The organism is Citrobacter sp. TBCS-14, from assembly GCF_005280805.1.
In the GTDB taxonomy this organism is placed as follows: domain Bacteria; phylum Pseudomonadota; class Gammaproteobacteria; order Enterobacterales; family Enterobacteriaceae; genus Citrobacter; species Citrobacter gillenii.
In genome coordinates, this window is the sequence record NZ_SZWM01000062.1 from 1 (window position 1) to 484 (window position 484).

Consider the following 484-nt stretch of genomic DNA (forward strand, 5'->3'; position numbering starts at 1 on the left):
CGAAGACCATAATCAGAGAACCGGTTTTAACTTTGTCGCCGGTGCTGATTTTGATTTCTTTTACGGTACCCGCGAACGGTGCCGGCACTTCCATAGAGGCTTTATCGCCTTCAACGGTGATCAGTGACTGCTCAGCGGCAATTTTATCGCCCACTTTGACCATCACTTCAGTGACTTCAACTTCGTCACCACCGATGTCCGGTACGTTAACTTCTTTAGAGCCAGACGCTGCCGGAGCCGCTGCGGCTGCCGGTGCAGCAGCCTGAGCTGGTGCCGCGGCTGGCGCGCTACCAGCGACTTCGAAGACCATAATCAGGGAGCCAGTAGACACTTTGTCGCCGGTGTTGATTTTGATCTCTTTCACGGTACNTTGACGCTTTGTCACCTTCAACGGTGATCAGAGACTGTTCAGCCGCAACGGTGTCGCCCACTTTAACCATGATCTCGGTAACTTCAACTTCGTCGCCGCCGATGTCCGGTACGT

At 53.8% G+C, this 484-nt stretch carries 1 pseudogene; it reads right to left on the reverse strand.

The window, feature by feature from the left end:
* Window positions 1–484 (reverse strand): annotated as a pseudogene (locus FDX22_RS00340) (biotin/lipoyl-containing protein); the annotation flags it as partial.